Below are 22694 nucleotides of genomic sequence, written 5' to 3'. Positions count from 1 at the left end.
ACAGCGATGTCCGGGCCGGTGTCCGGACGGCTCAGGCGGAGGCCGGCTCCGTCGCTCCGGGCTCCGGAGCGGCCGGCTCCGGAGCGGCGGGCAGGACGGCGTCACGGCGCAGCAGGGCCGCGTAGCGTCCGTCGCGGGCGAGGAGCTCTTCGTGGGTGCCGCGCTCGGCGATCCGGCCGCCGTCGAGGACGAGGATCTGGTCGGCGTCGCGGATCGTCGACAGCCGGTGGGCGATCGTCAGCGTCGTACGTCCCGAGGACAGGGCGTCGATCGCCCGCTGGACCGCCTGCTCGGTACGGGTGTCCAGGGCACTGGTGGCCTCGTCGAGGATGAGGACGGGCGGATCGCGCAGGATCGTCCGGGCGATGGCCAGCCGCTGCTTCTCACCGCCCGAGAAGCGGTAACCGCGCTCGCCGACGAGGGTGTCGTACCCCTGGGGCAGCGAGGCGATGTGGTCGTGGATCTGGGCGGCGCGCGCCGCAGCCTCCAGCTCGGCGTCCGTGGCACCGGGCCGGGCGAAGCGGAGGTTGTCCGCGACGGAGGCGTGGAAGAGATAGGTCTCCTGGGAGACCACGCCCACCGCCCGGGCCAGGGAGTCGAAGTCCAGGTCCCGTACGTCGATCCCGTCGATGGTGACCCGGCCGGAGGTGACGTCGTACAGCCGGGGCACCAGATAGCTCAGCGTGCTCTTGCCGGAGCCGGTGGGGCCGACGACGGCGAGGCTGCCGCCCGCGGGGACGGTCAGGTCGATGCCGCTGAGGGTGGGGGAGCCGGCGGCCGGATCGTAGGAGAAGGAGACGTCCTCGAAGCGGACCTCGCCGCGTGCCCGGGCCAGCCGTACGGGCCGAGCGGGCTCGGTGATGTCCACCGGCAGGTCCAGGTACTCGAAGATGCGCTGGAAGAGGGCCAGTGAGGTCTGTATCTGCACGCCGGTGTTCAGCAGCGAGACGGTCGGCCGCAGCAGGCCCTGCTGGAGGGTGACGAAGGCGACCAGCGTCCCGATGGAGAAGGCCGGGCCGCCGAGCTGGAGGAGCAGCCCGGCCGTCCAGTACAGCAGCGCCGGGATGGCGGCCATCACGATGCCGATGACCGACATGCGCCAGCGCCCGGCCATGTTGGCGCGGACCTCCAGGTCCGCCAGGCGGTCGGACTCGTCGGCGAAGACCCGGGTCAGGGAGTCGGCGCGGCCCATGGTGCGGCCCAGCAGGATGCCGCTGACCGACAGCGACTCGGTCACCATCGCCGACATCGCGGCCATCTGCCGCTGCCGCCGGGTGGCGATCGTCTTGCGCTCGCGGCCGACCCGGCGGCTGATCCAGACGAACAGCGGCAGCAGCACCAGCGAGACGATCGTCAGCCGCCAGTCCAGCGCCAGCATGGCGACGAGGGTCGCCACCACGCTGGTGAGGTTGGACACCAGGGAGGTCGCGGTGGAGGTGACGGTGGCCTGCATGCCGCCGATGTCGTTGGCGATGCGGGACTGGACCTCGCCGGTGCGGGTGCGGGTGAAGAACGCCAGGGGCATCCGCTGGAGCTTGGCGTAGACGCCGGTGCGCAGATCGTGCATGACACGCTGGCCGACCGTGGTGCTGATCAGCGTCTGGAGGACGTTGAAGACACTGGTCAGCACCGCTGTGGCGATCATGCCGAGGGCGAGCAGGGACAGCAGGCCGGTGCGCTGCTGCGGGATCGCCACGTCGAGGATCTCGCGCAGCAGGAACGGGGAGGCGACCGAGACCAGCGAGGACGCTCCGACGAGCAGGCCGACCACTGCCAGCCGCCCCCGGTAGGGACGGAACAGCCGCAGGATGCGGCTCAGCTGGGCGGGCGGCTGCGGTGCGCCCTTCTCCCGGGGCGGCGGGGTCCAGGCGGGTTCGTCGTGGTGCAACGCACTCCTTCGGCGGTGGAGGGTCGATGAGGGGCGGCCGGTTCACCAGCCTACGGCCGGGAGCGGTGGGCCGGGCGGCCCGGCGGACCGGGCTCTCCCGGCCGTCCGTCACGGCCGCCCGGGCGCACCGGCGGCACCCGCGGGCCGGCCCGGCGGAGGCGACGGAGCGGTGCAGGGGCGGCGCGGGAAGATCGGAGGAGTGCGGTGGGGGCCGGTCGTGCGCGGCCGTGCGCGGCCATGCGGAAAATCCTTTGCCCCGCCGACGGATACCGGAGGAGCCTTGCACGGTTGCCCCGCCGCCGAGACCGCCCCTGGGACGCCATGCAGATTCGCGATCTTCCGTACTCCGATCCCGGTGATCCCGACACCCGGTCCGGACTCCGTCTCATGCTCTGGCTGTACCGCGCGCAGCTCGGCGGCCAGCTCAGATCCCTGGCCTGGGGCACTCTCCACATGACGGCGGTCGCCGCCTTCCCGCTGGCCGTGGGGCTGGCCGTGCAGGCCGCCGCCGACCGCTCCGGGAGAGGGCTCACCACGGCGGGCGCGCTGATGACGGTACTGGGGCTGGCGGTCACGGTCGGCGACACCATGCTGCACCGCACCGCCGTCACCAACTGGGTCACCGCGGCGGCCCGGATACAGCAACTGCTGGTACGGCGGACCGCGGAACTGGGGGCCGCCCTGACCCGGCGGGTGGCGGCCGGGGAGGTCGTCGCCGTCTCCACCGGCGACATCGAGAAGATCGGCTGGTGTGTGGAGAGCGCCTCCCGCTTCGGCGCGGCGCTGCTGGGCACGGTCGGGGTGTGCACGGCCCTGGTGGTGTACGAACCGCTGCTGGGCGGCCTGGTGGCCCTGGGCGTGCTGGTACTGGTACTGGCCGTGCTGCCGTTGCTGCCACCCGCGACCCGGCGCGCCGACGCGCAGCGCGCGAAGGCGGGCCGGGCCACCGAGCTGGCCGCGGACACCGTCGCCGGGCTGCGGGTGCTGCGCGGCATCGGTGGGGAGGAGCTGTTCCTGGCCCGGTACCGGCGGGCCTCGCAGGAGGTGCGGCGGGCGGCGGTGCGCACCGCGCGGATGTGGTCGCTGATCGACGCCGTGCAGGTGGCCCTGTCCGGGCTGCTGCTGATCTCGGTGGTGTGGTTCGGTGCCCGGCTGGTGCTGGACGGCCGGATCGCCGTGGGCGAGCTGGTGGCGGTGTACGGCGCGGTGACCTTCCTGCTCTTCCCGCTGCGGCTGTTCCAGGAGTTCGCCATGGCCTGCTCCTTCGCCCGGCCCTCGGCGAAACGGGCGGCCCGGATCCTGGCACTGCGGCGCCGGTCGGGAACCGGGCACGCCGGGCACGCCGGGCACGCCGGGCACGGAGTCACCGAGGTGCCCCGCGGTGATCTGTACGACCCGGTGAGCGGGCTGCTCGCACCGGACGGACGGCTCACCGCGGTGGTGTGCGGCGACCCGGATTCGGCCGGACGGCTCGCCGAACGGCTGGGCGGGCACGGCACCGCCCGGGACGAGGAGGCGCCGTCGGTGCTGCTGGGCGGGGTACCCCTGGACGAGGTGCCGCCGGCGGCGGCCCGTACCGCCGTACTGGTGCAGGACAAGGATCCGGTACTGCTGTCGGGCACGCTGCGGGAACTGCTCGACGTGCCCTCGCCCGGCTCGGTCACCCCCCGGCGGGCGCTGGAGGCCGCCCAGTGCGGCGATGTGCTCGACGCCCTGGCCCGCGGCGGCACCGGCGGCCCGGACGGGGACCCGATGGAGGCGCGGATCACCGAGCGCGGCAGGTCCCTGTCGGGTGGCCAGCGCCAGCGGCTGGCACTGGCCCGGTCACTGGTCGCCGACCCCGGGGTGCTGGTGCTGGACGAGCCGACCAGCGCGGTGGACTCGCACACCGAGGCCCGGATCGCCGACGCACTGCGGCAGATCCGCGCAGGCCGCACCACGGTGGTGTTCTCCGCCAGCCCGCCGCTGCTGGACCGGGCCGACCGGGTGGTGTTCGTCCGGGGCGGTGCGGTGGCCGCCGTCGGCACCCACCGGGAACTGCTGGCGAACGGAGCGGAGTACCGCGCGGTGGTCACCCGCGACACCGGCGATGTGGCGGGTGGTGGCGGTGGCGGTGGCGGTGGCGGCGATGGCATCGGCGCCGGTGACGGTGACGACAGGGATGACGGCGGTACCGGCGGTGCGGCCGGAGAGGTCCGGCGGCCGCGGGAGCGCGGGCGCGAGCGGATGGAGGAGAGGGCATGATCGGAGTCCCGCCCCCCGAGTACGATCCGGCCGCGCCGGAGTCGGCCACGACCCTGCCGGTCGGCGCCCCGCGGACCGTGCGCGCCTACACCGGTGAGCTGCTGCGGCGGCACCGCGGCGCGTTCGCGGCGCTGGTGGCGGTGAACACGGTGGCGGTGGTGGCCTCCATGGTCGGCCCCCAGCTGCTGGGGCGTGTGGTGGAGGATCTCGCCGCCGGGGCCCGCGAGCTGCACCTGGAACGTACCGTCGTCCTGTTCGCCGTCGCCCTGGCCGTCCAGGCCCTGTTCGTGCGGCAGGTACGGCTGCGCGGGGCCGTGCTGGGCGAGCGCATGCTGGCGGATCTGCGCGAGGACTTCCTCGTCCGCTCGGTGGGGCTGCCGCCGGGCGTGCTGGAGCGGGCCGGGACCGGAGATCTGCTGTCCCGGATCACCACCGACATCGACCGGCTGGCGGGCGCCATGCGGGAGGCGGTGCCGCAGCTGTCCATCGGTGTCGTCTGGGCGGGGCTGCTGCTGGGGGCGCTCACGTTCACCGCGCCGCCGCTGGCGGTGGCCGTGGTGGTCGCCCTGCCGGTGCTGCTGGTGGGCTGCCGCTGGTACTACCGGCGGGCGCCGGGTGCCTACCGCTCCGAGGCGGCGGGCTACGCCGCCGTCGCCGCGGCACTGGCCGAGACCGTGGACGCGGGACGGACCGTGGAGGCCCACCGGCTGGGCACTCGCCGGGTGGCCCTGTCCGAACGCCGTATCCGCGAGTGGACCGCCTGGGAGAGGCGCACTCTGTGGCTGCGGACCGTGATCTTTCCCGTGGTCAACGCGTTCAACGTGCTGATCCTGGGTTTGGTGCTGATGCTCGGCGGTCTCTTCGTGCTGGAGGGCTGGATCTCGGTGGGCGAGCTGACCACCGGTGCGCTGCTCGCCCAGATGCTGGTCGAGCCGATCGGCATGATCCTGCGCTGGTACGACGAGCTCCAGGTGGCCCAGGTCTCCCTCGCCCGGCTGGTCGGGGTACGGGAGATCGACCCGGACACCGGTGACGGCACGGTGGAGCCCGCGGGCCGCGAGGTGCGGGCCGACGAGGTGCGGTTCGGCTACCGGGCCGGCGACGACGTACTGCACGGTGTGTCGCTGGACGTGGCGCCCGGTACCCGGGTCGCGCTGGTCGGTCCGTCGGGCGCGGGCAAGTCGACGCTGGGGCGGCTGCTGGCCGGCGTCTACGCCCCGCGGACGGGCTCGGTCACCCTCGGCGGCGCCGAGCTCGCCCGGATGCCCGCGGAGCGGGTGCGCGAGCATGTGGCGCTGGTCAACCAGGAGCACCATGTCTTCGTCGGTTCGCTGCGCGACAACCTGCGGCTGGCGAGGGCGGACGCCTCCGACACCGAACTGTGGAGCGCGCTGGCGGCGGTGGACGCCGACGGCTGGGCACGTGGTCTGGTGGACGGCCTGGACAGTGAGGTCGGTTCCGGCGGACTGGCGGTCACCCCTGCCCGGGCCCAGCAGATCGCGCTGGCCCGGCTGGTGCTGGCCGATCCGCACACCCTCGTGCTGGACGAGGCGACCTCGCTGCTGGACCCGCGTGCCGCCCGGCGGCTGGAGCGCTCGCTCGCCCGGGTGCTCCGGGGACGCACCGTGGTGGCGATCGCCCACCGGCTGCACACCGCGCACGACGCGGACCTGATCGCGGTGGTGGAGAACGGCAGGATCAGCGAGCTGGGCAGCCACGACGACCTGGTCGCCGCGGACGGCGCCTACGCGGCGCTGTGGCGCTCCTGGCACGGCTGAGCCCGTCCGGGCACCGCCCGGACCACCCGCACCGCCGGCCCCTCCTCGCCGGAGCGCGCCGGCGGCGCGGGGAGGGCCGGACGGGTTCAGCCGGCGAACCCCAGGGCCCACAGCCCGCTCAGCGCGCCGGTCAGCATGAATCCCGGCATCAGGATCTTCAGCTCCACCCAGCTGCCCGCCTTGAAGCGCACCGGCTTGGGCGGGCCCAGCGGATACCAGCGCCTGCTTCCCACGGGGATCGGCCACAGTATCGGGCAGCCGGAGACGGTGATGGAGTCGCCGACGTTGTGGACCAGGGAACCGAGCACGATCGGCAGCCCGAGCCACAGGTACTCCTGTCCGGCTCCGGTGAACAGCCAGTCCGCCCCGTTGCCCGGCCTGTCCAGGACGCCGGCCAGTATCCAGGCGCTGGTCGCACCCAGCAGCCAGACCAGGACATCGCTGGAGACCCGTGCCGCCCGCCACAGCAGCCCCTCGACGGCCAGCACCAGGTGGACGAAGAGAATGCCCAGGACCGCCCAGCGGCCGCCCAGCACCGCCAGCGCCGAGAAGCCCGCCCCCACCGCCACCGCCCACAGCCAGGTGTGGGTGAGGGTGCGGTGGCCGCCCGCCCGGCTGGGGTCCCCGGACTTGCGGGTGGCCTTGTAGACCGCGCACGACAGCCGCTCGATCACCACGCACAGCCATTTGGAGAACGGGCCGAAGGCCCGGGAGATCGTCGCCGACTTGTGGTCGAGGTCGGGGGCCAGCGCCGCGCCCGCGCAGATCAGCGCACCGACCAGCAGCACCGGCCAGGGCATCGGCCGGTCCAGGCTGTACGTCACCGCCCCCACCAGCAGCCATGCCGCCGCTCCCGACAGCGAATGCGCCGGTCCCATCATGTGCGCCCCCCACCCCTCGTGCTCGTTCCACCGCCCTGCCGGCGACACAGCGTAGCGCCGGTGATCTTCGTACCGTCGGCCGGTTCCCCCCGAGGCGGTCGCGGAAGGCAGTATGGAGTGCGTGACCCTTATCGATCAGATGCCGAGCACCGCAGACCCCGACGCTCTCTACGACGCCTTCTCCTCCTGGGCCGAGGGACGGGGCATCACGCTCTATCCCGCCCAGGAGGAGGCACTGATCGAAGTGGTCTCCGGGGCGAACGTCATCCTGTCCACCCCGACGGGCTCCGGCAAGAGCCTGGTCGCGGCCGGAGCGCACTTCGCCGCGCTCGCCCAGGACAAGGTCACCTTCTACACCGCCCCCATCAAGGCGCTGGTGTCGGAGAAGTTCTTCGACCTGTGCAAGATCTTCGGCACCGAGAACGTCGGCATGCTCACCGGTGACGCCTCGGTCAACGCCGACGCGCCCGTGATCTGCTGCACCGCCGAGGTGCTCGCCTCCATCGCGCTGCGGGACGGCCCGGACGCCGACATCGGCCAGGTCGTGATGGACGAGTTCCACTTCTACGCCGAGCCGGACCGGGGCTGGGCCTGGCAGATCCCCCTGCTGGAGCTGGAGCACGCGCAGTTCGTCCTGATGTCGGCGACGCTCGGTGACGTCAGCCGCTTCGAGGAGGATCTGACCCGCCGCACCGGGCGGCCGACCGCCGTGGTGCGCTCCGCCACCCGTCCGGTCCCGCTGAGCTACGAGTACCGCACGACCGGTCTGACCGAGACGCTGACCGAGTTGCTCGAGACCCGCCAGGCACCGGTGTACATCGTGCACTTCACCCAGGCGCAGGCGGTGGAGCGGGCCCAGGCGCTCATGAGCATCAACATGTGCTCGCGCGCGGAGAAGGACGAGATCGCCAAACTGATCGGCAACTTCCGCTTCACCACCCGGTTCGGGCGGAACCTCTCGCGCTACGTCCGGCACGGGATCGGGGTGCACCACGCCGGGATGCTGCCGAAGTACCGGCGGCTGGTGGAGAGACTGGCCCAGGCGGGACTGCTGAAGGTCATCTGCGGCACCGACACCCTCGGTGTGGGCGTCAACGTGCCCATCCGCACGGTGCTGTTCACCGCGCTGGCCAAGTACGACGGCAGCCGGGTGCGCGTGCTGCGGGCCCGGGAGTTCCACCAGATCGCCGGCCGTGCCGGGCGGGCGGGCTTCGACACGGCGGGTCTGGTGGTGGCCCAGGCGCCCGAGCACGTCGTCGAGAACGAGAAGGCCCTGGCCAAGGCCGGTGACGATCCGAAGAAGCGCCGCAAGGTGGTCCGGAAGAAGGCACCGGAGGGCTTCGTCAACTGGAGCGAGAAGACCTTCGAGAAGCTGATCGCCTCCGAGCCGGAGCCGCTCACCTCCCGCTTCAGGGTGACCCACGCGATGCTGCTGTCCGTCATCGCGCGGCCCGGCGACCCCTTCCGGGCGATGCGCAAGCTGCTGGAGGACAACCACGAGGACCGGCGCAGCCAGCTGCGCCACATCCGGCGGGCGATCGCCATCTACCGCTCGCTGCTGGACGGCGGTGTCGTCGAGCAGTTCGATGCCCCGGCCGCCGAAGGAGGGGGAGGGACGGGACGCCGCATCCGGCTGACCGTCGACCTCCAGCAGGACTTCGCGCTCAACCAGCCGCTGTCCACCTTCGCGCTGGCCGCCTTCGAACTGCTGGACCCCGAGTCGCCCTCGTACGCGCTGGACATGGTCTCCGTCGTGGAGTCCACGCTGGACGATCCCCGGCAGATCCTGGCCGCCCAGCAGAACAAGGCCCGGGGGGAGGCCGTGGCGCAGATGAAGGCGGACGGCGTCGAGTACGAGGAGCGCATGGAGCGGCTGGCCGACATCGGCCATCCCAAGCCGCTGGAGGAGCTGCTCTTCCACGCCTACGGCGTCTACCGCAAGAGCCACCCCTGGGTCGGCGACCACCCCCTGTCGCCGAAGTCCGTCGTCCGCGACATGTACGAGCGGGCGATGACCTTCGGCGAGTTCGTCTCGCACTACGAGCTGGCCCGCACCGAGGGCATCGTGCTGCGCTACCTGGCCAGTGCCTACAAGGCACTGGAGCACACCGTGCCGGACGACCTGAAGTCCGAGGACTTCCAGGACATCGTCGCCTGGCTCGGCGAGATGGTCCGCCAGGTCGACTCCAGCCTGCTGGACGAGTGGGAGCAGCTGGCCAATCCCGAGAACGAGACGGCCGAGGAGGCCCAGGACCGCGCCGACCAGGTCAGGCCCGTCACCGCCAACCCCCGCGCCTTCCGCGTCCTGGTGCGCAACGCGATGTTCCGCAGGGTGGAGCTGGCCGCGCTGGACAAGGTCGGGGAGCTGGGCGAACTGGACGGCGACGCCGGCTGGGACGCCGACGCCTGGGCGTCCGCCCTGGACGCGTACTGGGAGGAGTACGACGAGCTGGGCACCGGCCCGGACGCCCGCGGGCCCAGGCTTCTGCAGATCGAGGAGCGTCCCGAGGACGGTCTGTGGAAGGTCCGGCAGACCTTCCACGATCCGGCCGGCGACCGGGACTGGGGTATCTCCGCCGAGGTCGACCTCACGGCCTCCGACGAGGAGGGCCGCGCGGTGATCAAGGTCATCGATGTCGGACGGCTGTGACGGCCGCGCCGGAACACACGAAGGAGCACGGACGATGACCGAGTCCACCCGGCCGGCACCCCCGGCCACCCCGGGCAGTCCGGGCAGTCCGGGCAGTCCGGGCAGTCCGGGCAGTCCGGCCGAGCGTCTGGTGGATCTGCTCGACCTGGAACGGATCGAGGAGAACATCTTCCGCGGGCACAGCCCCCACGAACCGCTGCAGCGCGTCTTCGGCGGCCAGGTCGCCGGACAGGCTCTGGTCGCGGCGGGGCGCACCACCGACGGTGGGCGCCCGGTGCACTCGCTGCACGCGTACTTCCTGCGCCCGGGAGTGCCCGGGGTGCCGATCGTGTACCAGGTCGAGCGGGTGCGCGACGGACGGTCCTTCACCACCCGGCGGGTGGTGGCCGTACAACAGGGTCGGACGATCTTCAATCTGACCGCCTCCTTCCACCGGGACGAACCGGGTTTCGAACATCAGCTGCCGATGCCCCGGGTGCCGGATCCCGAGTCACTGCCGAGGCTGGCCGACGAGATCCGGGAGCACCTCGGGGCGCTGCCCGAGCCGCTGGAGCACATGGCGCACCGCCAGCCGTTCGACATCCGCTATGTGGACCGGCTGCGGTGGACGTCCCGGGAACTGGCGGGTGTGGAGCCGCGCACTGCGGTGTGGATGCGGGCGGTGGGGCCGCTAGGCGACGATCCGCTCGTGCACACCTGCGCGATCACCTATGCCAGCGACATGACGCTGCTCGACGCGGTGCGCCTGCCGATCGAGCCGCTGTGGGGACCGAGGGGCTTCGACATGGCCTCCCTGGACCACGCGATGTGGTTCCACCGCCCGTTCCGCGCCGACGAGTGGTTCCTCTACCAGCAGGAGTCACCCGTCGCGACCGGTGCCCGCGGGCTCGCCCGCGGGCAGCTCTACGACCGCCGGGGCCGGCTGATCGTCTCCGTGATGCAGGAGGGCCTGTTCCGGAAGACGGACGGCTGAGGCCGCTCCGTCCGGCGGCCTGGGCAGAGCCGCGGGGCACACCGACCGTGCCGCGTCCAGGGCCAGTTCCAGCACCAGCCGGTGCCAGAGCGTCTCCTCCTCGTCGCGGGTGGTGAGCAGGCCCCGGACGACCTCGCGGGCGGCGGGCGAGTCCGGCCGGGTGGGCGCCAGATCGGGGCGCAGCCGTGCCAGCCGGAGCCGCTCGGCCGGATCCGGCACGGCCTCCGCCAACACCTCCGGGGGGAGGACCGCGGCGTGGGCGGCGGCGGCCTCCCACGGGCCGTCCGCCGTCCGCAGCACCTGGGCGACACGGCGACTGCGCCAGTGCCTCGGACGCCAGTCCGCTCCTTCGGCCAGCAGGAGCCGCAGCCCTTCCGGCAGGGAGCCGCCGAGCAGCTCCGGCTGCTGCGCGGCTACGTCCCGCAGCTCGTCGGCCCGGTAGAACCAGACCACCCGCCGGTAGCGGTTGAGCGAGAAGCGCACCGGGCCGAAGCACCCCGCGCGGGCCAGCCGGGTGAAGCGTGCCGGGCAGACGCCCAGCAGCCCGGCGCCCTCCCGGGCGCCGACCAGCCGCAGCCGGGCCCGCAGGGTGGCCGGAAATCCCTCCTCGGCCCGCAACCGGGCCAGCTCCGCCACCGGCACCCGGCGGCCGGGCCGCTCCCGCCCCGGCACCGCGGCGGGCACCGTCGCCACCTCCCCGAGCCGGACGGCCAGCTCCAGCTCACGCGGCCGCAGCTCCAGCCCGCGACGCGCCTCCACCAGGGACACGGAGTCCCCCGTGGGCGCGGCGCCCACCGCCGCTCTCACCGACTCCACCGTGTCCGCCCCTGCCGGTCCCATCGACATGGCCGATCCTCTCCGCGGTAATCCGATCACTGTGTGCGACGACCGTAGCCCGCAGTCGACCCGCCGCGCGGAGCCTGTGGAAAACCCGGAGAAACGCCAGGTCGTGCTGTGTCCGGGCGGTGGCCGGCGAGGCCGGCCGGGCACACTCGGCCGGAGACCGGGCAGCGCCCGGAGGCCTCCCGGGGGCGCCCTGCGGCCCGTCGGAAGTCTCCGGAAGGGGGCCTGCGGACGACCGTTCAGCCGCCGTTGCGCATGGCCACGCCCAGATGCTCACCGACCCGGTTCACCAGCAGGGTCATCTCGTACGCGACCAGGCCCATGTCGGCGTCCGCGGCGGCGAGCACGCACAGACAGCTGCCCTCCCCCGCCGCCGTCACGAAAAGCATCCCCTCATCGAACTCGATCATCGTCTGGCACGCCCGGCCCATCCGGAAGCGCTCTCCCGTCCCCCGGGCCAGGCTGTGCAGGCCCGAGGACACGGCGGCGAGATGTTCCGCCTCGCTTCTCTCCAGTCCCTGGCTGGCCCCCGTGACCAGCCCGTCGTTCGAGAGCACCATCGCGTGCCGCACCGCCGACACCCGCTGTGTCAGATCGTCCAGCAGCCAGTCCAGCTCACTGTTCAGCGCCATCCCCGGTTCCCCCTGTCTCATGGTCAATGCCGTGCCAGCCTTACCCACGACGGTCGCCCGGGCAACCACCGATCCGGCCGCGGGAGACAGATCCGGAAAGCCGTGCGACGGCCCCCGGGACGGAAGCGGGCGGAGCGGAGAGGGAGAAGGGCCGTGTCCCGGTGTGTTCCCGGTCTCTCGACGGCGCGCCCACCACCTGGTTAGGGTTCGCGGACAATTGGTCGAAAGGAGGGCGGCGTGGCGGAGAAGGAGAGCGGAAGCGGGAACGGCGTGGACGGCGGGTACGACGACGCGCTGTACGTGCTGACCGCCGTACTGCTCACACCCGCGCAGTTCCCGAGCGTCCTCGGCGACGACTATCCCGAGGCGTGCGCCGCGCTCGGGCTGGAGCCGTACGCCGAGGGCTACGGGCTCGTCCTCGGCCAGGACGGGCAGGGCGCGCGCTGGACGGTGGCCACCGAGGACGTCTCCCTCGTGGCGTGCGCGATCGCCGCCTGGGACTGCGGCATGGAGTACGACCTCTCCCCGGGCGAGCGTACGGTCGCCGCCGTGCTCCCCGGGTGGCCGCTGGCCGTGGCGGTGGCCGCACCGGGTGTCCCCGCCCCCCACGACCCCGGGCCGGAACCGGAGCTGGACGGCGGTCGCGCGCCGCTGTCGCCGCCGGACACCACGGACTGGGGGCCGGCACAGCGGCGGCTGGGCGCGGACGAGGTCGCCCTGCAGTGGGCCCACTGGCGTGCTCGGGTCGACGCGGACGTGACGTTCGTCGAGCCCGGCGAGCAGCCGGACGGCCGGGTGCGTCATGTCCTGGCGGAGGCCCGCGCCTATCTGGACTCGCCGCCGCCCCCCGGCCGCGTCCGCTCGGCCTTCGCCACCGAGCAGGCCCGGACGGTGCGCGCGGACGGGCCCGGCTGGAGCCTGGTGGCACGGACCGACGACATCGCGTTCGTCCTGCTGGACGAGGAACCGGGCGAGATCCTTCCGGTCGGCCGCGGTCCGGAGCTGCCCGGCCTGCTCAAGGCGCTGGACGAGCTGGCCGTCCGCCCGGACGCGGCCGTCTGAGGCGGCCGGGCCGACACGGGCCCGGGCGGGCCGGAAGCCGCACGGCACGGCGCGCCCTCCGCCCGTCCGCCCGGGAGCGCCCGGCACTGCTCAGCGGCCGAGCTCCTTGCGGCTGATCCGGCGCACCCGGCGCCGCTGTGAAGGATCGAGTGTCAGGTAGGCGATCGCCGGAACACCGACCACCACCGCCATCGCGATCAGGAAGCTGCCGGTCAGCCACCACAGAAGCAGACCTGCGGCCACGCCGCCGACCGCGGCCTTTCCCCGGTTGGTCATCTTCCACGCCTCCCTCGTACGGCGGTACGGCCGCCGTGCACTACGGGAACGCTCCGGCGGGCCACCGGGTTCCCTCCGGCCGTAAGCGGCGGGAACTCCGGGCGGGCCCGAGAGGCTGGAGGAGCGGCGCCCGCCACGCCCCGGGGAAGCGGCGGGCGCCCGGGAGACGGCCGTCGCGTCCCGGCCCGGCGCCCCAGGAGGGCGGGGCGGGCGGTACCCGGGCCGCCGGTTCCGTCCCGGGCGCGGCGACACCGGAGGCGCACCCGGGAGGAGAGGGCCGGTGGCGGCCCGTGGGCCGCCACCGGCCGCCGTCCCGGCCGGGCCGTGTCAGGCCGTGTCAGGCGAGCCGCTCCAGCACGGGATAGTAGCCCCCGGACTGGCCTGCCGCCTTCGGGTGGTACGAGTTGGTGATGTTGAGCCAGTCGACGCTGTGCAGCCAGGAGTCACCGGAGCAGATCTCGTGCCCGGTGAACGGTCCGCGCACATCGCCGAAAATGAAGCCGTGATCCGCGGCGCGCTTGGCGATGACATCGCTGAGGTGGTCGGCGGCGGCATTGATGGCGGCGCGCGACCTCTCGCTCAGTCCCACCAGGCAGCTGCCGTCGAGTTCGTAGAAGCGCGGGTAGTTGAGTACGGCGACCTCGGCGTTGGGCGCCTTGGCACGAATGGCGTCGTAGACCGCGTCGAGGCGCCCGGGCAGGGTGTTGGCGATGTACTCGCGGGCCTGGGCGACTCGTGACACGCAGGTGCTCTCGCCACCCAGTACGCAGGCGATCATGGTGTCGGCGAATCCGGCGTCGTTGCCTCCGACGGTGACGCTGACCAGGGAGGTGCCCGAGTTCAGCGGGCCGAGCTGGTTGTTGACGACATCGGTGGTCTTCGCACCGGAGCAGGCGGTGAAGTGGAAGGAGGCGGGCGAGTTGGCGTTCTTCCACAGCACCGGATAGGCGTTGAGGCTGCGCTTGCAGGAGCCGCTGGCACTGTCGTAGCTCCCGGCACCGACCCCCGAGGAGTACGAGTCACCGAGTGCGACGTAGGAGGTGGCGGCTGCCTCCTGGGCGGCGGCGACGCCCGCGCCGCCGAGACCGAGTCCGGCGAGGGCGGCCGCCACCGTGGCAAGGCGGGACAACTTCATGAAACCTCCTGGAGCGGGGAGGACGGGTGGGGGGATCTGCGCCTACTAGGTAGTAGCAGCGCGGAACACTTTGCGGAAGTGTTCATGCCAAAAATGACGCGCCTTCTGGCACGCGTCCCGGCGAGCGCCGTCCCGAGCGACGCCGCTTTTCCTGACGAATGATCACATGGCAGGCCATCCGGGTACAGCGGTCCCACCCGGATGGCCGCCGCCTCTGCTTCGCCCCTCACATTCCCGGCCGACGCCCCGTCAGGTCTGCACCACCGGCTCGTAGCCGTCGGCCTCCAGACCGAACGTCCAGGCGACCCCCTCCCGGGCCGTCCGGACCGACGGCGGCACCCGCAGCCAGTACGTACGGTGGCTGCCGTCCGGCTCCGGAGTGGAGTTGACGACCTCCACGGTCAGCACGGGTTCGTCGTTCTCCAGGTCGATCCGCCACAGCACCCCGGTGGAGTCCCGGTGGACCGGCCGCGCCCCGGACTCGGCGAGATAGCGGTCGTATCCGTAGTGCTCCAGCATCACCCGGCGCAGCTCGGCGTTCTCCTCCGCGCGTATCCGCTCGGGGGTGAGGGTGCCCAGGGAGGTGAGGAAGTCGGCCGGAACGGGCATGCCCTTCCAGGCGTGCAGGGCGAAGCCGTCGGGAAAGACCAGTGCCGGACCGTCACCCCTGTCCAGCCGCCCGGCCTCGTCGCGGTGAAGCTCCAGGGGGCGCTCGGTGACGACGACCACCCGCTCGTAGGGCCACCACCAGCCGGCCGCGCGGGCAACCGCCGCGAGTCCGCCGAGCGGTCCGGCCTCCGCTCCGCCACCGGCGCCGAGGGCGGCCAGCCAGGGTGCGTCGTGCTGGCCGAGCACCGCGTCCAACAGGACCAGCCGTACCGCGGGCTCCTCCGCCGGCGAGCCGGCCGACTCCTCGACGACCCCGGTGCGTATGCGCTCCACGAGGGCCCGCGTGGTCCCCCACAGTGGAGCACCGGTGCGCGCCCAGTGCTCCGCCCAGCCCGCCGGGCCCAGCCGCGCGTGCAGCCGCTCCCGCTCCGCCGCCCACGGCAGGGTGCGCACCTCCCGCCGTACGCTGCGGCCCGCTCCCTCCAACTCCCGTACGGCGGCCACGGCCGCCCGCGGCGAGCCGGCCCACACGATCCGCTCCGGCTCGGCGAGCCCGGCCGCGCGGTACGCCAGCCGCACCCCCTTCTCCGCGGCGGCCCGGTCGGCCCGTCCCGTCTCCGCGGCCGTCCGGCGCCAGCGCTCGGCCCCCGCCGCCACCGGGTCCGCCACCGGGTCCGCCACCATGTGCACAGTCACTGCCTCCGTCACTGCCCTTCCGTCCCTTCCGCGCTCAGTCCGCGACGACCCGGACGGCGCCCGGGACGTACTCCCGCTGCCGCACCACCCGATACCAGCCCCTGGGCAGCGGTATCGCGGCATGCTCCTCGTGCACCACCCGTCCTCCGTCCGGGAGATGGAGCAGTGTCGCCGTGGACGGCCCCGGCTCCCGCACGAGCTTCCCCGGTCCCACCACGGCGTGCGCGTGCCCGGTGACCTCGCCCAGAGCCAGCACCAACCGCCCCCGCGCGTCCCGGGGCAGACCGGGCTGCCCGGCCGCCCGCTCCGACACCGCCTCCTCGGCCACCGGCATGATCAACACATCTCCCTGCCGATACACGGCACTCTCCCTCCGTCTCCCGCGCCGGTCCGTCCGGCGGCGGTGATCGAAGACGCTAGGGCGGGGGTCTGACAGGCGGCGGTCCGACGGCTCGTCAGCAGGGGCCCGGCCGCCCCCGCACAAGCCGTGTCAGTGGGAGTTGATAGAACGTTCCGCACCATCCCCCGAGATCAGGAGAGAGCGCCATGGTCGGTCATCTGAGTGAGTTGCACGGGCTGCCCGTCCACGACTTCGCGCCGGACGCCCCTGCCGGTGACCTGCCCCCAGCCGGCTCCGTGGCCTGGCGCCTGTCCTTCAACCCCTACGTCGACGACGGCCCGAAGGGCGGCTTCGAGGGTCTCTGGCGGATGTTCACGGAGACCGTGGACACCGCGGCGGTCCGCGCTCTGGTCATAGGCCAGTGGGGCGAGGTGTCCGAGTACGGCCCCGACTTCGTCGTCGAAATGCTCACCTCGGACACCGAGCGCTTTCCGTCCCTGGAGGCCGTCTTCATCGGGGACGTGACGTTCGAGGAGGCGGAGATCTCCTGGATCGAGCAGTCCGACGTCACCCCGGTGCTGGAGGCCTACCCGCGACTGCGCGAGTTCGGGGTGCGCGGCGGCACCGGCCTGGTGTTCCGCCCCGTCCGCCACGAGCACCTGCGCACCCTGAGGTTCGAGTCCGGCGGCCTGCCCGGCGGCGTGGTGCGCGGGGTCGCCGCCAGTGACCTGCCCGCCCTGGAGGAACTGGAGCTGTGGCTGGGCGTCACCGACTACGGCGGCGACGCCACGGTGGCGGACCTGGCGCCGATCCTGACCGGCGAGCGCCTGCCCGCACTGCGCAGCCTGGGCCTGACGGACAGCGAGCTCCAGGACGAGATCGCCGCCGCGGTCGCGAGCGCCCCGGTGGTGGCCCGGCTGCACACCCTGGACCTGTCCATGGGCACCCTCACCGACACCGGCGCCGAAGCCCTGCTCAGCGGCCAGCCGCTGACCCACCTGACGAAGCTCGACCTGAGCCACCACTTCCTCAGCGACGCCATGATGGCGCGGATCCGCGAGGAACTGGAAGGCGCCGGAGTGGACGTGGACCTCTCCGACCAGGAGAAGCCCGAGGAGCACAACGGCGAGACCTGGCGCTATGTCGCGGTCTCCGAATAGCCCCCGCCCCCGGAACGGCACGGTGTCCCCCGTGTCCCCGCCTCCGCGGTTCGCCCTCGTCGGCAACCCCGGCAACCGCCGCACGACCCTGTTCACGGCGGCCGTCGCCGACGCCGGGCTGCCCGCGCCCCGGGTGCTGCCCTGGACGGAACTCCTCACCCGTGGTGCGTCGTTCGCCCCGGACGAGACCGTGCGGATCGACTCCCCCGGTGAGGACCCGGCCGTCGAACACCTGCTGCGCGGCGTGGCCGATCCCACCCGGGTGGAGGGCACCGGCCGCTGGTACGCACGGTTCACCGCGGCCGTACGGCAGGTTGCCGGTGCCGCCCGGTCCGCCGGCGCCGCCCTGCTGGACGACCCGGAGGAGCTGGCGGTCCTCTTCGACAAGCGGCTGTGCCACGGGGTGCTGCGCGAGGCCGGTGTGCCGGTGCCGCCCTCCCCCACCTCCGGTCCCGGCGCCGCGCCGGTGACGGGCTGGGCGGACGTGCGCGCGGTGCTGCACGAGCCGGGCATGCACCGGATCTTCGTCAAGCCCGCCCACGCCTCCTCCGCCTCCGGGGTACTGGCCGTGGAGCGGGGCGGCCGCGACCGGTGGCGCGCGGTGACCTCCGTGGAGCGGACCGCGGACGGCCGGCTGTTCAACTCCCTGCGGGTGCGGCGCCACACCGACGAGCGGGAGATCGCGGCCGTGGTGGACGCCCTGGCGCCGGACGGTCTGCACATCGAGCGCTGGCTGCCCAAGGCCTCCCAGGACGGCCGGGCGGCCGACCTGCGAGTGGTCGTGGTGGCCGGGGAGGCCACCCACGCCCTGGTGCGCACCAGCCGCTCCCCCATGACGAACCTCCATCTCGGCGGCGTCCGCGGCGATCTGGAGCGGGTCCGCGCCGCGGTACGGGCGGCGGGGGCGTCCTGGACGGAGGCGCTGGAGATCTGCGAGCGGGCCGCGGCCCACTTCCCGGGCACCCTGTGCGTGGGGGTGGACCTGCTCCCGGCGACCGGCTGGCGGCGGTTCGCCGTCGGCGAGGTGAACGCCTTCGGTGACCTGCTGCCGCGGCTGACGGGCCTGCCCGGCAGCAGCGCCGAGGGGCGGGACACCTACGCCGCCCAGGTGGCGGCCGTCGCGCGCGGTGCGGTGCCGGGCGGGCCGGTGCGGCGGAGGGAGCATCGGCATGCCGCGGTCTGACGCCGCCCGGACGGGTCCCGTCCCGCCGGACATGAACCGGATCGTGGGCAGCCACGACCTGCTGCTGGTCACCCTGGACACCCTGCGGTACGACGTGGCCCGGGAACTGGCCGACGAGGGCGCCCTGCCCAACCTGGCGCGGCACCTGCCGGGCGGGTGGTGGGAGATGCGGCACTCTCCCGGCAGCTTCACCTACGCCGCCCACCAGGCGTTCTTCGCCGGATTCCTGCCCACCCCCGCCTCCCCGGGGCCGCATCCGCGGCTGTTCGCGGCGCGCTTCGAGGGCAGTGAGAGCACCGCGGAGGGCACCTGGGTCTTCGACGCGCCGGATCTGGTGACCGGACTGGCCGGCGCCGGGTACCACACCGTGTGCATAGGTGGCGTGGGTTTCTTCAACAAGCGCGGCGCCCTGGGATCGGTACTGCCCGGCCTGTTCACCGAGAGCCACTGGGAGCCGGAGTTCGGGGTGACCTCCCCCGTCTCCTTCGAGGCGCAGGTCGCCCGGGCCGAGGAGGTGGTGGCCGCGCTGCCCGCCGGGCGACGCCTGTTCCTGTTCGTCAACGTCTCGGCGCTGCACCAGCCCAACTGGTTCCATCTGCCGGGTGCCACGGCCGGGTCCGGCGACTCGCGCGCCACCCACGCCGCGGCGCTCCGCTACGTCGACCGGCACATCGGGCGGCTGTTCGCCGCCGCGAGCAGCCGCCGGCCGTGCTTCGCCGTCGTCTGCTCCGACCACGGCACGGCCTACGGCGAGGACGGCCACACCGGTCACCGGATCGGCCACGAGACCGTCTGGACGGTGCCGTACGCCCACTTCATCCTCGACCACTGCGAGAAAACATGAGCACAGCACCGGCGGCCGTGCCCGCCACCACCGGCCCGGACCCGTACCGGAGCCCCTATCAGAGCTATGTGTACGCCTATCCGCACAAGACGGCCTACCGGCCGCTGCCGGAGCGGCCGGCGCTGCGCGAGCTGTGGGCCGAGGAGAGGACCGACGCGCTCTCGCTCTATCTGCACATCCCCTTCTGCGAGGTGCGCTGCGGCTTCTGCAACCTGTTCACCCGCATCGGCGCGCCCGGCGGGCTGACCGGCGCGTATCTGGACGCGCTGGAGCGCCAGTCCGGGCCGGTGCGCGAGGCGCTGGGCGAGGACGCCCGGTTCGCCACCGCGGCCTTCGGCGGTGGCACCCCCACCTTCCTGACCGCCGCCGAGCTGGAGCGGTTGTGCGACATCGCCGAGGAGCGCATGGGCGCGGACCTGCGCGCGGTGCCGCTGTCGGTGGAGGCCTCTCCCGCGACCGCCACCGCCGACCGGCTGGCGGTCCTCGCCGGGCGCGGCACCACCCGGCTGAGTCTGGGCGTGCAGAGCTTCGTCGACGACGAGGCGCGCGCCGCGGTGCGTCCCCAGCGGCGCTCGGACGTCGAGGCCGCCCTCGCCCGTATCCGCGAGGCGGGTTTCCCGGTGCTCAACATCGACCTGATCTACGGCATCGCGGGGCAGACCGCCACCACCTGGCGGCAGTCGCTGGACGCCGCTCTCGCCTGGGAGCCGGAGGAGCTGTACCTCTACCCGCTGTACGTCCGGCCGCTGACGGGTCTGGGCCGCGGCGGCACCCCGCCGGAGTCCGGTCCGGCCCCCGATCCGGAGTGGGACACGCAGCGGCTGACCCTCTACCGCCTGGGCCGCGACCATCTGCTCGCCCACGGCTACGAGCAGGTGTCGATGCGGATGTTCCGCCGCGCCGGGGGGCCCGCCACCGCCTGCGACCACGCCTGCCAGACCGACGGCATGGTGGGCCTGGGCTGCGGCGCCCGCTCCTACACCGCGCGCCTGCACTACTCCTTCGACTACGCCGTGGACATGCGCCGGATACGCGGGATCATCGACGACTACGTCTCCCGGCCCGCACGGGACTTCGCCCACGCGGAGCACGGCCGGTGGATGGACACCGACGGCCCCGACGGCGCCGACGAGGCCCGGCGCAGGCACCTGCTGCAGTCCCTGCTCCAGGCCGAGGGGCTGGAGACGGCCGCCTACACGGCCCGGTTCGGCGCCCCGCCCGGTGAGCACTTCCCCGCCGAGCTGGCCGCGTTCGCCGGGCGGGGCTGGCTGGACACCGGCGCCGCGCCGGAGCGGCTGCGGCTGTCCGCGGAGGGCCTGGCCCACTCCGACGCGGTCGGCCCCGCGCTGTTCTCCCCGGCGGTGCGCGCCGCCATGGCCGGGTACGACCTCAGATGACGGGGGCGGGAGTGGAGCTGACCCTGCTGTACCGCGGGCCGCTGGCCTCGTGCGACTACGACTGCCCGTACTGCCCGTTCGCCAAGCGGCGCGACCCCCCGGAGCGGCTGCGCGCCGACCGGGCGGCGCTGGAGCGCTTCACCGGCTGGGTCGCCGAGCGGCGCGACGACCGGCTGTCGGTGCTGTTCACACCGTGGGGCGAGGGCCTGGTGCGGTCCTGGTACCGGCGCGCGCTGGTCGAGCTGAGCCGGCTGCCGCAGGTGCGCCGGGTGGCCATCCAGACGAACCTGAGCTGCCGCACCGACTGGCTGGCCGGGGCCGACCTGTCCACCCTGGCGCTGTGGTGCACCCACCACCCCGGCCAGACCTCCTACGACCGCTTCCTGGGCAGGTGCCGGGAGCTGGCGGAGCGGGGCGTGCGGTACAGCGTCGGGATCGTCGGCCTGCCCGAGCACCTCGACCGCGCCCGGCGGCTCCGCGCCGACCTGCCCGAGCACGTGTACCTGTGGGTGAACGCCGCCGAGGGGCGCGCCTACCCGGACGAGGAGGCCGACCGCTGGACGGCGGTCGACCCCCTCTTCCCGTACAGCCGGTATCCGCACCGCAGTGCCGGGCTGCCCTGCCGCACCGGCGAGTCGGTGGTCTCCGTGGACGGCGAGGGAACGGTACGGCGCTGCCACTTCGTCCCCGAGCCGCTGGGCAACCTCTACGACGGCTCCTGGCGGGCGGCGCTGCGGCCCAGGACCTGTCCGCTGGCGGTCTGCGACTGCCACATCGGCTATGTGCACCTGGAGTCGCTGCCGCTGTACGACGTCTTCGCGGGCGGTGTGCTGGAGCGGATACCCGCGGCACCGGTACCGGTCCACATCCCGCTGCCGGGCCGGGGCCCGTCCCCGTCCGGAGCCTGACACCGGCCCGGGCCCGGAGCCTGGCGCCGACCCGGGCCCTGGCGCCGGTCCAGGGTTCGGCGTCGGCTCAGGGCTTGACGCCGACCCCGCCGTAGAGCGCGACCCGGCCCGGCTCGGCATCGCGCGGCGGGTCGTCCGGCCGCCACCGCGACAACTGCACCAGCCCGGGGTCGACCAGGTCGAAGCCGTCGAAGAACGGCAGTATCCCGTCCCGGCCGCGCAGGCTCAGCTGGGCGGTGGCGTTCTTGTAGACGTCGGCGCGCCCGTCCACCTCCCACTCGTCGTGGAAGTCGAGGGTGGCATGGGTGAGGACGAGGCAACTGCCGGACGGCAGGGCACCGCTCAGGGCCGCCACCACGCCCGCCGGGTCCTCCGCGTCGCCGACGAAGTGCAGGACCGCGATCAGCAGCAGGGCCACCGGCTGGTCGAAGTCGATCAGTTCGCGGACCGCCGGTGCCTCGAGGATCTCCTCGGGCCTGCGGATGTCGGCCAGAACGAACTCGGCGTTGCCCGAGTTGAGGAGCTTGGCGTCCGCGTGGGCGGCCACGATGGGGTCGTTGTCCACGTACACCACCCGGACGTCCGGGGACACGGACCGGGCCAGCTCATGGGTGTTGGGAGAGGTGGGGATGCCGGTGCCGACGTCGATGATCTGGCGGATGCCGTGCTCCCGCACCACCGTCCGCACCGCCCGTCCGAGGAAGTCACGGTTGGCGCGGGCGCTTATCCGTACGTCCGGGGTCATCGACATCAGCCGCTCGGCGGCCTCGCGGTCGACCTCGTAGTTGTCGCTTCCCCCCAGGTAGTAGTCGTACATGCGGGCGGGGTGCGGTCTGCTGGTGTCGATCTGCTCGGGCGTGAAGCCCCGGTGGAACTGATGGGACTGGTCGGTCATACCGTCCTCCGTCGTGGTTTTCCGGCCCTCTGCACGCGGGCTACGCCGTCTCCCGGGTGAGCAGGAAGTCGGCCTTCCCCGCCTTGGCGCCCTGGATGAACTTCACGATCGCCTGATGGGCGTAGACGAGGGCGGGCCCGTCGGGGTCGGTGGACTGGCGCAGCGCGATCCTGCCGTCCGCCAGTCTCATGACCTCCACACAGCTTCCCCCGTTGCCGCCGCTCCACGGCTTGTGCCAGCCCTCGCTCCCCAGGAGCCCGGCCGGCATGCCGTTGTAGATACGTTTCATCAGCCCTTTCT

The 22694-nt window shown here is 73.3% G+C and carries 20 protein-coding genes; 10 read left to right on the top strand and 10 right to left on the bottom strand.

Going from position 1 to position 22694, the window contains the following annotated elements; translation table 11 throughout:
- Positions 1–31: 31 nt before the first annotated feature.
- Positions 32–1888: an ABC transporter ATP-binding protein gene (locus CUT44_RS04295; protein ID WP_100200760.1), complete on the bottom strand. Its 1857-nt coding sequence runs from the start codon at positions 1886–1888 to the stop codon at positions 32–34.
- A 321-nt stretch (positions 1889–2209) separates the two neighbouring features.
- Between CUT44_RS04295 and CUT44_RS04290 the strand changes: the two genes are divergently transcribed.
- Complete coding sequence (locus CUT44_RS04290; RefSeq protein WP_100200759.1) at positions 2210–4132, top strand: ABC transporter transmembrane domain-containing protein; 1923 nt, start codon at positions 2210–2212, stop codon at positions 4130–4132.
- Entirely contained in the window at positions 4129–5910 is a 1782-nt protein-coding gene (locus CUT44_RS04285) for an ABC transporter ATP-binding protein (RefSeq protein ID WP_100200758.1), read from the top strand. The genes CUT44_RS04290 and CUT44_RS04285 overlap by 4 nt, the downstream gene beginning before the upstream one ends.
- A gap of 86 nt (positions 5911–5996) precedes the next feature.
- Here the strand turns inward: CUT44_RS04285 and CUT44_RS04280 are convergent, their stop codons facing one another.
- Complete coding sequence (locus CUT44_RS04280; RefSeq protein WP_100200757.1) at positions 5997–6791, bottom strand: metal-dependent hydrolase; 795 nt, start codon at positions 6789–6791, stop codon at positions 5997–5999.
- Positions 6792–6912: 121 nt separating this feature from the next.
- Between CUT44_RS04280 and CUT44_RS04275 the strand changes: the two genes are divergently transcribed.
- Together CUT44_RS04275 and CUT44_RS04270 are read left to right on the top strand one after the other, a co-directional pair.
- The gene (locus CUT44_RS04275; RefSeq protein WP_100200837.1) at positions 6913–9441 is read left to right on the top strand and encodes a DEAD/DEAH box helicase; all 2529 of its coding nucleotides are present in this window, start codon (positions 6913–6915) and stop codon (positions 9439–9441) included.
- A 34-nt stretch (positions 9442–9475) separates the two neighbouring features.
- The gene (locus tag CUT44_RS04270; RefSeq protein WP_100200756.1) at positions 9476–10414 is read left to right on the top strand and encodes an acyl-CoA thioesterase; all 939 of its coding nucleotides are present in this window, start codon (positions 9476–9478) and stop codon (positions 10412–10414) included.
- On the opposite strand, the gene CUT44_RS04265 is transcribed toward CUT44_RS04270, so the two are convergent.
- Together CUT44_RS04265 and CUT44_RS04260 are read right to left on the bottom strand one after the other, a co-directional pair.
- Complete coding sequence (locus tag CUT44_RS04265) at positions 10301–11260, bottom strand: DUF6397 family protein (RefSeq protein ID WP_233221208.1); 960 nt, start codon at positions 11258–11260, stop codon at positions 10301–10303. The two genes, CUT44_RS04270 and CUT44_RS04265, sit on opposite strands and share 114 nt — an antisense overlap.
- A 236-nt stretch (positions 11261–11496) precedes the next feature.
- The gene (locus CUT44_RS04260; protein ID WP_100200755.1) at positions 11497–11889 is read right to left on the bottom strand and encodes a roadblock/LC7 domain-containing protein; all 393 of its coding nucleotides are present in this window, start codon (positions 11887–11889) and stop codon (positions 11497–11499) included.
- 237 nt (positions 11890–12126) lie between these two features.
- Between CUT44_RS04260 and CUT44_RS04255 the strand changes: the two genes are divergently transcribed.
- A complete protein-coding gene (locus CUT44_RS04255) occupies positions 12127–12951 on the top strand; it encodes a hypothetical protein (protein WP_233221207.1) in 825 nt (274 codons plus the stop codon).
- 90 nt (positions 12952–13041) lie between these two features.
- On the opposite strand, the gene CUT44_RS04250 is transcribed toward CUT44_RS04255, so the two are convergent.
- The 4 genes from CUT44_RS04250 to CUT44_RS04235 all read right to left on the bottom strand — a co-directional run bounded on the left by CUT44_RS04250 (position 13042) and on the right by CUT44_RS04235 (position 16028).
- Entirely contained in the window at positions 13042–13227 is a 186-nt protein-coding gene (locus tag CUT44_RS04250) for a hypothetical protein (protein WP_100200754.1), read from the bottom strand.
- Between the two features lie 337 nt (positions 13228–13564).
- The gene (locus tag CUT44_RS04245; protein ID WP_100200753.1) at positions 13565–14362 is read right to left on the bottom strand and encodes an SGNH/GDSL hydrolase family protein; all 798 of its coding nucleotides are present in this window, start codon (positions 14360–14362) and stop codon (positions 13565–13567) included.
- Positions 14363–14611: 249 nt separating this feature from the next.
- A complete protein-coding gene (locus tag CUT44_RS04240) occupies positions 14612–15655 on the bottom strand; it encodes a DUF6745 domain-containing protein (RefSeq protein ID WP_100200752.1) in 1044 nt (347 codons plus the stop codon).
- Positions 15656–15701: 46 nt separating this feature from the next.
- Entirely contained in the window at positions 15702–16028 is a 327-nt protein-coding gene (locus tag CUT44_RS04235) for a hypothetical protein (protein WP_100200751.1), read from the bottom strand.
- 185 nt (positions 16029–16213) lie between these two features.
- Between CUT44_RS04235 and CUT44_RS04230 the strand changes: the two genes are divergently transcribed.
- The 5 genes from CUT44_RS04230 to CUT44_RS04210 are packed head-to-tail and all read left to right on the top strand — an operon-like array spanning position 16214 to position 21499.
- Positions 16214–17167 carry an STM4015 family protein gene (locus tag CUT44_RS04230; RefSeq protein WP_100200750.1) on the top strand — a complete coding sequence of 318 codons (954 nt, stop codon included), beginning with the start codon at positions 16214–16216 and terminating at the stop codon, positions 17165–17167.
- Entirely contained in the window at positions 17148–18350 is a 1203-nt protein-coding gene (locus tag CUT44_RS04225; RefSeq protein ID WP_199185594.1) for an STM4014 family protein, read from the top strand. Before CUT44_RS04230 ends, CUT44_RS04225 begins: the two co-directional genes overlap by 20 nt.
- Positions 18351–18381: 31 nt before the next feature.
- Positions 18382–19194 (top strand): STM4013/SEN3800 family hydrolase, encoded by an 813-nt coding sequence (locus tag CUT44_RS04220; protein WP_199185604.1) that lies wholly within the window; start codon positions 18382–18384, stop codon positions 19192–19194.
- Positions 19191–20591 carry an STM4012 family radical SAM protein gene (locus CUT44_RS04215; RefSeq protein ID WP_100200748.1) on the top strand — a complete coding sequence of 467 codons (1401 nt, stop codon included), beginning with the start codon at positions 19191–19193 and terminating at the stop codon, positions 20589–20591. Before CUT44_RS04220 ends, CUT44_RS04215 begins: the two co-directional genes overlap by 4 nt.
- An 11-nt stretch (positions 20592–20602) precedes the next feature.
- Positions 20603–21499, top strand: coding sequence for an STM4011 family radical SAM protein (locus tag CUT44_RS04210; protein WP_100200747.1), 897 nt, complete (start codon positions 20603–20605; stop codon positions 21497–21499).
- A 67-nt stretch (positions 21500–21566) separates the two neighbouring features.
- On the opposite strand, the gene CUT44_RS04205 is transcribed toward CUT44_RS04210, so the two are convergent.
- Both CUT44_RS04205 and CUT44_RS04200 read right to left on the bottom strand, forming a co-directional pair.
- Positions 21567–22394: an SAM-dependent methyltransferase gene (locus tag CUT44_RS04205; RefSeq protein WP_100200746.1), complete on the bottom strand. Its 828-nt coding sequence runs from the start codon at positions 22392–22394 to the stop codon at positions 21567–21569.
- A gap of 40 nt (positions 22395–22434) precedes the next feature.
- The gene (locus tag CUT44_RS04200; protein ID WP_100200745.1) at positions 22435–22683 is read right to left on the bottom strand and encodes a DUF397 domain-containing protein; all 249 of its coding nucleotides are present in this window, start codon (positions 22681–22683) and stop codon (positions 22435–22437) included.
- Positions 22684–22694: the final 11 nt, after the last annotated feature.

The sequence above is a fragment of the Streptomyces carminius genome, assembly GCF_002794255.1.
Classification (GTDB): domain Bacteria; phylum Actinomycetota; class Actinomycetes; order Streptomycetales; family Streptomycetaceae; genus Streptomyces; species Streptomyces carminius.
This window is presented reverse-complemented; position numbering and strand designations above follow the sequence as displayed.